The organism is Shigella sp. FC1567 (assembly GCF_001743015.1).
GTDB classification, from domain to species: domain Bacteria; phylum Pseudomonadota; class Gammaproteobacteria; order Enterobacterales; family Enterobacteriaceae; genus Escherichia; species Escherichia coli.
The window spans coordinates 1-8,919 of sequence record NZ_MIIV01000074.1 but is presented as its reverse complement, the minus strand read 5'-3'; the positions used below and the strand labels follow the sequence as shown (position 1 = coordinate 8,919).

Sequence of the window (8,919 nt, the reverse complement as noted above, 5' to 3'; positions counted from 1 at the left end):
AGTCTGACATCAAGAGCGCGGTAGCCTTTTTTAATATTTCATTCTCCATTTCAATGCGTTGTAGCTTTTTCCTCAGCTTACGTATTTCGATTTGTTCTGGTGTTATCGGAGAGGCTTTTGGTGTTTTGCCCTGACGCTCATCACGCAGTTGTTTGACCCATCTTGTCATTGTGGAAAGGCCAACATCCATAGCTTTGGCGGCATCTGCCACCGTGTATTTCTGGTCAACAACCAGTTGAGCGGATTCGCGTTTAAACTCTGCGCTAAAATTTCTTTTTTTCATTGGAGCACCTGTGTTGTTCTGAGGTGAGCATATCACCTCTGTTCAGGTGGCCAAATTCAGTGTGCCACTTCATTATGCTCTCGGCAAAATCGCGATGTTGTTTAGTTGACGATGTGTTTTTTGCGCCGATGCCGGATGCAGCGTTTACGCCGCATCCGGCAGCCGTGTTTATGGGATCTCAATGGCTAAATAATCGCTCGCCCGCCGCCGAACTTCATCCACGCGGGCCATGTCGTTTGACTGTAGCGCCGCATCAAAATCGGTGATCACCCGGCCAATCTCTTCTCGCTCGTCACCCAGCGCTCGCGCCCACAACTCTTCCAGTTTGGCTTTAAAGGTGCGATTGATGAGCATATCGCGCGGATAAATTTTCAATGCGGATAACCGCGTCCGACTCTCTTCAATCTGCTGCGCGCTCAATGTTACCGGGCTGTGGTTAATCACTCTGGACTTAACGCTGCCGTCTTCCAGAAGCACGTCAACTTCAAGCAACCCGTTGATATCATAACTAAAGCGAATATCAATCGACTGATAAGCCCCGGTTTTCTTCAACGGCACATCGAAGGATTCAACCAGAATGTTATTTTTAACTTTGTGGTTTTCTCCCTGATAGACGTTAACCGTAATTGAATCCTGCTCCGGGTGCATGGTCGAGTAAGTTTCTACACGCGACACCGGTACTGTGGTGTTTCGTTCAATAATCGGCGAGAAAATGCCGGAAACGCCCTGGCGGTTAACTTCAACGCCCAACGAGTAAGGGCAAATATCAGTGAGGATTACCTCTTCAATATCTTCACTGCGTAAGCGGCAGGCGGCCTGGATTGCTGCGCCCAGCGCGACAATGGTGCTCGGATCGTAACTTTGATACGGTAATTTGCCAAACAGACGCACGGCGATTCGCTGCACCAGCGGCATTTGTGACGCGCCGCCAACCAGCACCAGACTGTCGATTTGACTCGGCTTCAGACGCGCATCGCGCAACGCCTGTTCAATCGGCACTCGCAAGCGATTGAGCAGCGGCAACCACAAATCTTCCAGTTCGTTCTCGTAAAATTCGCATTCCCGCGTTTCTTCCTGATACTGCCAGCGAATGTGCAATGGCGATTGATTGCTACATTTTGCCGCTTCCACACAGGCGTACAAGGCTGCCAGTTCACTCTCGTTAAGCGTGGTCCTGGCAACTTCCGCGCGTTTTAAAACCTCATCGACCAGCATATGGGTAAAATCTTCGCCACCGAGGAAGCTATCGCCAGCGGAGGCGTGAATTTCAATCACCGGCGTGGCGTACTCAAGCACCGTAACGTCAAACGTGCCGCCACCGAGATCAAAAACCAGCGAGCGGGTATTTTGTTGCGTATGCAGGCCATATGCCATCGCAGCTGCTGTGGGTTCATTAATTAAGCGTACCGCATTTAACCCGGCTAACTCCGCAGCTAAACGGGTATGCTTGCGTTGTTCATCGCTGAAATAAGCCGGAACGGAGATCACCACATCTTTAATCGGACGTTGCAGAAATTCTTCGGCATCTTCTTTTAATGAGCGTAATACCAAAGAGGACAGTTCTGGCGCGTTAAATGTGTCGCTGCCTAACCGCCAGTTGGTATTACTGCCCATTGCGCGTTTAAATAACGCTGCCGTTTTATCCGGATGCGAAGTACGCCGTGATACAGCCGGTTTTCCGACTAAAATATGATTATTTTCATCCATGCTAATTATGGATGGTGTTAAATATTCACCGAACTTATTTGGAATTAATTGCGCGGCACCGTCTTTCCAGACGGCAATTAAACTATTGGTAGTGCCGAGATCGATACCAATGGTGAGTTCTGCATTATCCATTGCATTTATATCTTGAAAGAAAAAGAGATAAACAGATTAAGACCACCCAGGTAACGCGTGGTGATCTTAATCAATGACGTGTGTTAAGCGTAAAATTTCAGACGATCAGCCAGTAAATCAACAAAGCCCTGACGATCAACATCGACCATTACAGTGGCATTCGGTTTATTGTCAGTCAGATAATAATAATCAACAACCGTCATACCCTGGGTATATTTCCCCTGTGTTTCCACGCCAACCCAGCGCTCAACAGTGGTAAACAACTCGGGTTTCAACAGCCAGGCGATGGTGCATGGGTCATGCAGCGGTGCACCGACAAAGCCCCATTTTTCGTCTTTATGATATTCGAGGAAGAAATCCAGCAGTTCGGCAACAATGGTTGAAACAGGGTTGCCAATCGCGCGGAAACGCTCGGTGTCTTCAATGTGGATTTGCGCTTTATGAGTAACATCCAGACCGGCCATCACCACTGGGATCCCTGACTGGAAGACAATTTCTGCCGCTTCCGGGTCAACGTAAATATTAAATTCAGCCGCAGGCGTCCAGTTACCAAGCCCCATTGCGCCGCCCATAATCACGATACGGGCAATTTTGCTATGCAGTTCCGGATGGCTATTGAGCAGCAAGGCAACGTTAGTTTGCGGTCCGGTAGACACAATCGTGACAGGTTCCGCACTTTCGCGCAGCGTTTTCGCCATCAGCTCTACCGCCGTACAGTTTTGCGGTGCGAACGTCGGTTCCGGTAATGCCGGGCCATCCAGACCGCTTTCGCCGTGCACATTGTCCGCGATAATCAACTCACGCATTAACGGTTTTACCGCGCCGCCTGCTACCGGAATATCGGTGCGATTAAGCAAGGTCAGCATACGCAGAACATTGCGTAAGGTTTTTTCTGGTGTCTGGTTTCCGGCGGAAGACGTAATTGCTTTGACATCAAGCTCTGGTGAGGCGAGGGCGAGAACTATTGCGATAGCGTCGTCATGACCTGGGTCGCAATCTAACAGAATTGGCAGTGCCATTGTTGCTCCTTGTTGTGTGCTTCTTTGCGACAAGGGTAACGCCAGGATGTAACAGATACGAGGGGCGAAACGATAAAGCGTGAGATGGCGCGCACTTGGGTATGCGCGCCAGAGTGATTAATGCAGGATTTTCGCGAGGAAGTCTTTCGCGCGGTCCGATTTCGGATCATCGAAGAAAGCGTCTTTCGGCGAGTCTTCGACAATTTTACCCTCGTCCATAAAGATCACCCGATTCGCCACTTTGCGGGCAAAGCCCATTTCGTGGGTCACCACCATCATGGTCATTCCTTCGTTCGCCAGTTCCACCATCACGTCCAGCACTTCGTTGATCATCTCCGGATCCAGCGCCGATGTCGGTTCGTCGAACAGCATCGCAATAGGATCCATACACAACGCGCGAGCGATTGCCACACGCTGCTGCTGACCGCCGGAAAGCTGCGCCGGAAATTTATTGGCATGTGCGGAAAGTCCCACGCGCTCCAGCAATTTCAATGCTTTTTCACGAGCGGGCGCTTTATCGCGTTTAAGCACTTTCACCTGCGCCAGAGTCAGGTTTTCAATAATCGACAAATGGGGGAACAACTCAAAATGCTGGAACACCATCCCGACGCGGGAACGCAGCTTTGCCAGATCGGTTTTCTTGTCATTAACCACGATACCATCGACGGTGATTTCACCTTGCTGCACTGGTTCGAGGCCGTTGACGGTTTTAATCAGCGTTGATTTGCCGGAACCAGACGGGCCGCAAACCACCACCACTTCGCCTTTTTTCACTTCGGTTGAGCAGTCGGTCAGCACCTGAAAGTGACCATACCATTTTGAAACATTTTTCAGGGTAATCATTATGCTGTCCTTCTTTTCAAGTAGCTGACCAACAACGACGCGCTAAGACTAATAACGAAATAAACAAATCCGGCAAACAGGATCATCTCAACCTGCGTACCATCACGCTCACCAATGGTTGAGGCGGTACGGAAGAAATCGGCCAGAGATAACACATACACCAGTGAGGTATCCTGGAACAGTACGATGCCCTGAGTGAGCAGAAGCGGCACCATCGCGCGGAACGCCTGCGGCAGAATAATCAGTTTCATCGACTGCCAGTGAGTCATTCCCAACGCCAGCGCGGCGCTCGACTGACCACGAGAAATACTTTGAATACCAGCACGGATAATCTCTGAATAGTAGGCCGCTTCAAACATCGAAAACGCCACCATCGCCGAAATTAAACGGATATCATTTTTTGGTGATAATCCCAGCACGTTTTGCAGAAAACCTGGCACGATCAGGTAAAACCACAGCAAAACCATAACTAAAGGAATCGAGCGGAATATGTTAACGTAGGCTTTGGCAAACCACGCTACGGGCGCAAAGCTGGACAAGCGCATCACCGCCAGCATGGTGCCCCACAAAATACCAATCACGACTGCCGTGACGGTGATTTTCAGCGTGATCACCAGCCCGTCGAGCAGATATGGCAAGGAAGGGACAATGGAACTCCAGTCAAACTCGTACATTATTTGCCCCCCATGTTGCCAGGCAGGCGAACTTTACGTTCAACCAGCGTCATTACCAGCATGATAATCGCGTTAATCAACACATACGCCAGCGTAATAGCGGTAAACGACTCCCAGGCGTGGGCTGAGTAATCAAGCAATTTACCCGCCTGCGCCGCCATATCCACCAGACCAATAGTCGAGGCGATGGCGGAGTTTTTCACCAGGTTCATCATCTCGGAAGTCATCGGCGGGACGATAACGCGATAAGCATTAGGCAGCAGTACGTATCGATAAGCCTGCGGTAGCGTCAGGCCCATCGCCAGCGCGGCATTTTTTTGCCCACGCGGCAACGACTGAATGGCGGCGCGTACCTGTTCGCAAACACGGGCGGCGGTAAACAGCCCCAGGCAGAGCATGGATGAAAGGAAAAACTGAATATTGGGATCCAGCTCGGCCTTAAACCACATGCCGATTTTCTCAGGCAACAGCTCCGGGATCACCAGATACCAGGTAAAGAATTGCACAATCAACGGCACGTTGCGGAACAGTTCGACATACAACGTACCCAGACCGGAGAGAAAACGGTTTGGAACGGTACGTAAAATGCCGAAAAATGAACCGACGAGGAAAGCGATAATCCAGGCGCAGATCGACAAAGCGATCGTCACCTGAAAACCACTCCAGATCCAACCAAGATAGGTGGTGTTGCCGAACGGGGCTTGTTGTAAAAAAATACCCCAGTTCCAGTCTATAGACATAAATCTACTCCAGAAAAAAGAGGGTAGCAGCGTTAACTGCTACCCTCGAAGATTGTTACCCAGCGTATTGCGGTTTTCAGGCCCGATGGGGAACGACCATCAGGCGTATAGTCTGTCCGTGCTACGTAACAATCGAGAGGGCTGGAATTTCCGCCCCTGGTTCTTGTAATTAGTTCAGTGCTTTGTCATTCGGTTCTTTGAACAGTGCTTTCATTTCGTCTGACAGTTCGAAATTCATGTTCAGGTTTTTCGGCGGAATTGGATTTTTGAACCATTTATCAAACCATTTTTCCGCTTCACCGGAAGTCTGCACCTGAGCGATAGTGTCATCCATCAGCTTTTTGAACTGCGGATCATCTTTACGCAACATGCAACCGTAGGCTTCCTGAGACTGCGGCTTGCCGACGATATCCCAGTTGTCTGGTTTCTTCGCTTTCGCACGTTCACCGGCCAGCAGGGCATCATCCATCATAAAGGCAACGGCACGACCGCTTTCCAGGGTGCGGAAAGAGTCACCGTGATCTTTGGCGCTGATGATGCGCATATTCATTTTTTGCTCTTCATTCAGTTTGTTGAGCAAAACTTCAGAGGTAGTGCCGGAAGTGACGACTACGGCTTTGTCTTTCAGGTCGGCAAAATCTTTGATATCGCCGCCCTTTTTGGTCAGCAGGCGCGTACCGACCACGAAAATAGTATCAGAGAAAGCCGCCTGTTTTTGGCGTTCGACGTTGTTGGTGGTAGAACCACATTCAAAATCGAAAGTGCCGTTTTGCAGCAGTGGAATACGGTTTTGTGAGGTAATCGGAATCAGTTTTACCTGCAAGTCCGGTTTGTTGAGTTTCTTTTTCACTGCTTCAACAATGGCGTTGGAGTAATCCTGCGAGTAACCCACCACTTTTTGCTGATTGTCGTAATAAGAGAAAGGTACTGAAGATTCACGGTGACCGACGACAATCACACCGTTTTTGGCGATTTTGTCCAGCGTACTGCCTGCTGCCGGGGCGGCGTCATCTGCCTGTGCCAGTCCTGCGGAAAGCGCCAGGGCGAGGATTGCTGTGGCAGGTTTACGTAATTGCATATCCAACTCCTTTATCTTCTGCGTTAAGAACGCATGGATACCCGTTGTGAGTGTTTGTGTTGTTATCGTCTGCAACTTTATTGTGCAGTGTTGTGCCTGTTAGGTAACATTTAGTTTGGCTAAATGTAAAGATATTGCTGTTTTATTGTTTGTTTTTGCGAGATGCGCCGCACCATTCCGAAGCAAAATTCTTAAACCGCACCTTTTTGGTGCTACCGCTGATTTGTGGTGGTGCAACCTGGTTGCGTCGCGGCTGATTTCATCGCTTACACAGTAAATAAAGCAACTTACATGCCAAAAAATACTTAGGGGCAAATTAATTACGATTGTAATTTTAGGCTGAAAAAGTCATATTTCGGACAGAATTATCTTTTCGGCATGGGACGTTTGCCGGGATGATAACTGCACACGGGAAAAATGCTTTTTACCTGTCTTTTCAAGGAAGAAACACCTTATGTCTGCATCTTCGGTTAAGCCGTTAAATGTTCAATTACCCGCAATAACCCTTATCCTTTTTGCACTCTGTATTGGGATATTTTGTTATCTCGCACAATGGATGAGTTATGAAGAGGTCGATCAATCCGCACTTATCCATCTCGGCGCAAACGTTGCGCCTCTTACTTTGTCGGGTGAACCCTGGCGCTTATTGAGCAGTATCTTTCTGCACAGTAGTGTTTCTCATCTGCTGATGAATATGTTTGCATTCCTGGTCGTGGGAGGCGTGGCGGAACAGATTCTGGGGAAATGGCGACTCCTGATTACCTGGTTATTCTCCGGCGTCTTTGGTGGGCTCATCAGCGCCTGTTATGCGTTACGCGATAGTGATCAGATAGTCATCAGCGTTGGGGCATCCGGGGCAATTATGGGAATAGCTGGCGCTGCGATAGCAACACAGCTTGCTTCAGGTGCGGGCACATACCATAAAAACCAGCGGCGAGTATTTTCTCTGTTGGGTATGGTGGCGCTGACACTGTTGTATGGTGCCCGGCAAACAGGAATAGATAATGCTTGTCACATTGGCGGCCTGATTGCGGGTGGCGCGTTGGGTTGGCTGAGCGCGCGTTTATCTGGGCAAAACCGACTCGTTACGGAAGGCGGGATTATTGTTGCGGGCAGTCTTCTTCTGACCGGGGCTATCTGGCTTGCGCAGCAGCAGATGGATGAGTCAGTTTTACAAGTCAGGCAAAGCCTGCGTGAAGCGTTTTATCCACAGGAGATTGAACAAGAGCGACGGCAAAAAAAGCAGCAGTTAGCGGAGGAACGCAACGCCCTCAGGGAAACATTATCCGCTCCGGTAAGTCGTGAACAGGCCAGTGGTGATTTGCTCGCTGAGATTGCCGATATCCATGATATGGCGATCAGTCGGGATGGTAATATGTTGTATGCCGCAATTGAAAACACGAACAGCATTGTTGTTTTCGACCTCGGACAAAAGAAAATCCTGCATACCTTTACAGCGCCCATAGCGAAAGAAAAGTCAGTCAAACATTGTGGTGGCTGTAAAGATCAGGGCGTCAGATCGCTGGCATTAAGCCCGGATGAAAAGTTGATTTATGCGACTTCATTTGAAGCGAATGCGTTATCGGTCATTAACGTGGCGACAGGGGAGATTATTCAGTCGATTACCACCGGTGCACATCCTGACAGCCTTATCCTCTCGCGTGATGGCACAAAAGCCTGGGTGATGAATCGCACCAGTAATAGTGTGTCAGCGATTGATCTGGTGACTTATCAGCATGTGGCGGATATCCCGCTGGAGAAATACGACGGGGCGGGGACGAGCGGTAAACCAGGCGCCTGGGTTATGGCACTTTCCCCGGATGAAAGAACATTACTGGTTCCGGGAGCAGGCAGAGGTAACATCGTGCGGATCAATACCATCACGCATCAGAAAGAAGACTTTCCCGCAGGTGATGCGCGTGGAACGATATCGGCGATGCGTTTTCGACCTGAAAACGGCGAGGTTATTTTTGCAGATAGTCAGGGGATTTCACGTATAAGCGTAGGGGATCAACAAGCCAGCATTATGACGCAATGGTGTAGCAGGAGCGTTTATTCCGTTGAGGGTATTAGCCCGGACGGTCAATATTTAGCGTTGGTGTCATATGGCCTGCAAGGTTATGTCATCCTGCTCAATATTAATGCCGGGCAGATTATTGGCGTTTATCCTGCCAGCTACGTTAATCACCTTCGTTTTTCGGTAATGCTGCCAACTTACTGATTTAGTGTATGATGGTGATTTTAAGGTGCTTGCGTGGCTTCCATTTCCATCAGATGTCCTTCCTGCTCCGCTACTGAAGGCGTGGTGCGTAACGGCAAAAGCACTGCCGGACATCAGCGCTATCTCTGCTCTCATTGCCGTAAAACATGGCAACTACAGTTCACTTACACCGCCTCTCAGCCCGGTACGCACCAGAAAATCATTGATATGGCCATGAATGGC

At 49.4% G+C, this 8,919-nt stretch carries 7 protein-coding genes and 2 pseudogenes; 2 read left to right on the top strand and 7 right to left on the bottom strand.

What is annotated here, in order from left to right:
• The 7 genes and pseudogenes from BHE85_RS06000 to gltI form a co-directional block, all read right to left on the bottom strand.
• Positions 1 to 283: pseudogene (locus tag BHE85_RS06000) on the bottom strand (transposase); the annotation flags it as partial.
• Between the two features lie 168 nt (positions 284 to 451).
• Positions 452 to 2,122 carry a molecular chaperone HscC gene (gene hscC / locus BHE85_RS05990; protein ID WP_000367918.1) on the bottom strand — a complete coding sequence of 557 codons (1,671 nt, stop codon included), beginning with the start codon at positions 2,120 to 2,122 and terminating at the stop codon, positions 452 to 454.
• An 83-nt stretch (positions 2,123 to 2,205) separates the two neighbouring features.
• Complete coding sequence (gene rihA, locus BHE85_RS05985) at positions 2,206 to 3,141, bottom strand: pyrimidine-specific ribonucleoside hydrolase RihA (RefSeq protein ID WP_001207514.1); 936 nt, start codon at positions 3,139 to 3,141, stop codon at positions 2,206 to 2,208.
• 117 nt (positions 3,142 to 3,258) lie between these two features.
• Positions 3,259 to 3,984, bottom strand: coding sequence for a glutamate/aspartate ABC transporter ATP-binding protein GltL (gltL, locus tag BHE85_RS05980; protein WP_000631384.1), 726 nt, complete (start codon positions 3,982 to 3,984; stop codon positions 3,259 to 3,261).
• Positions 3,984 to 4,658 (bottom strand): glutamate/aspartate ABC transporter permease GltK, encoded by a 675-nt coding sequence (gene gltK, locus BHE85_RS05975; protein ID WP_000272812.1) that lies wholly within the window; start codon positions 4,656 to 4,658, stop codon positions 3,984 to 3,986. Before gltK ends, gltL begins: the two co-directional genes overlap by 1 nt.
• Positions 4,658 to 5,398, bottom strand: a complete 741-nt coding sequence (gene gltJ / locus BHE85_RS05970; RefSeq protein ID WP_000020942.1) for a glutamate/aspartate ABC transporter permease GltJ — start codon at positions 5,396 to 5,398, stop codon at positions 4,658 to 4,660. The genes gltK and gltJ overlap by 1 nt, the downstream gene beginning before the upstream one ends.
• 169 nt (positions 5,399 to 5,567) lie before the next feature.
• Complete coding sequence (gene gltI, locus BHE85_RS05965) at positions 5,568 to 6,476, bottom strand: glutamate/aspartate ABC transporter substrate-binding protein GltI (protein ID WP_001297566.1); 909 nt, start codon at positions 6,474 to 6,476, stop codon at positions 5,568 to 5,570.
• A gap of 454 nt (positions 6,477 to 6,930) precedes the next feature.
• Between gltI and BHE85_RS05960 the strand changes: the two are divergent.
• Together BHE85_RS05960 and BHE85_RS05955 are read left to right on the top strand one after the other, a co-directional pair.
• Positions 6,931 to 8,676: pseudogene (locus BHE85_RS05960) on the top strand (rhomboid family intramembrane serine protease); the annotation flags it as partial.
• A gap of 54 nt (positions 8,677 to 8,730) precedes the next feature.
• Positions 8,731 to 8,919: IS1 family transposase (locus BHE85_RS05955; protein ID WP_047204290.1), on the top strand; the 189-nt coding region annotated here is incomplete at its 3' end.

Coding starts and splice junctions, on each gene's coding strand:
- hscC (WP_000367918.1), bottom strand. CDS start 2,122: ATGGATAATGCAGAACTCACCATTGGTATCGATCTCGGCACTACCAAT.
- rihA (WP_001207514.1), bottom strand. CDS start 3,141: ATGGCACTGCCAATTCTGTTAGATTGCGACCCAGGTCATGACGACGCT.
- gltI (WP_001297566.1), bottom strand. CDS start 6,476: ATGCAATTACGTAAACCTGCCACAGCAATCCTCGCCCTGGCGCTTTCC.
- gltJ (WP_000020942.1), bottom strand. CDS start 5,398: ATGTCTATAGACTGGAACTGGGGTATTTTTTTACAACAAGCCCCGTTC.
- gltK (WP_000272812.1), bottom strand. CDS start 4,658: ATGTACGAGTTTGACTGGAGTTCCATTGTCCCTTCCTTGCCATATCTG.
- gltL (WP_000631384.1), bottom strand. CDS start 3,984: ATGATTACCCTGAAAAATGTTTCAAAATGGTATGGTCACTTTCAGGTG.